Origin of the sequence: Burkholderia sp. 9777_1386, assembly GCF_015712265.1 — a bacterium.
GTDB classification, from domain to species: domain Bacteria; phylum Pseudomonadota; class Gammaproteobacteria; order Burkholderiales; family Burkholderiaceae; genus Burkholderia; species Burkholderia cenocepacia.
Genome location: NZ_JACCQB010000140.1, coordinates 1 through 465, shown reverse-complemented (window position 1 = coordinate 465; position 465 = coordinate 1). Strand labels below are relative to the sequence as shown.

Annotated in this window: 1 pseudogene; it reads right to left on the bottom strand. The window is 53.8% G+C overall.

The window, feature by feature from the left end:
• Positions 1–403: pseudogene (locus tag H0X91_RS34730) on the bottom strand (hypothetical protein); the annotation flags it as partial.
• Positions 404–465: the final 62 nt, after the last annotated feature.

Sequence of the window (465 nt, the reverse complement as noted above, 5' to 3'; positions counted from 1 at the left end):
GCACGTCGTAGCGTACAACAGGCGGCTCTTCAGAGTCGGTCATCGCGCGTTTGATTTTCTTAACCACAGATTTCGGATCTTCCAGCAGACCGATCACGTTGTTGCGGTTGTCATCCGACTTGGACATTTTCTTCGTCGGCTCCAGCAGCGACATCACGCGCGCACCGGATTTAGGAATGAACGGCTCAGGCACTTTGAAGATCTCGCCATACAGGGCGTTGAAGCGCTGGGCGATATCGCGGCTCAGTTCCAGATGCTGTTTCTGATCTTCGCCAACCGGTACCTGGTTGGTCTGATACAGCAGAATGTCTGCCGCCATCAGTACCGGATAATCAAACAGGCCGGCGTTGATGTTCTCCGCATAGCGTGCGGATTTATCTTTGAACTGGGTCATACGGCTCAACTCGCCGAAGTAGGTGTAGCAGTTCAGTGCCCAACCTAACTGTGCATGCTCCGGTACGTGAG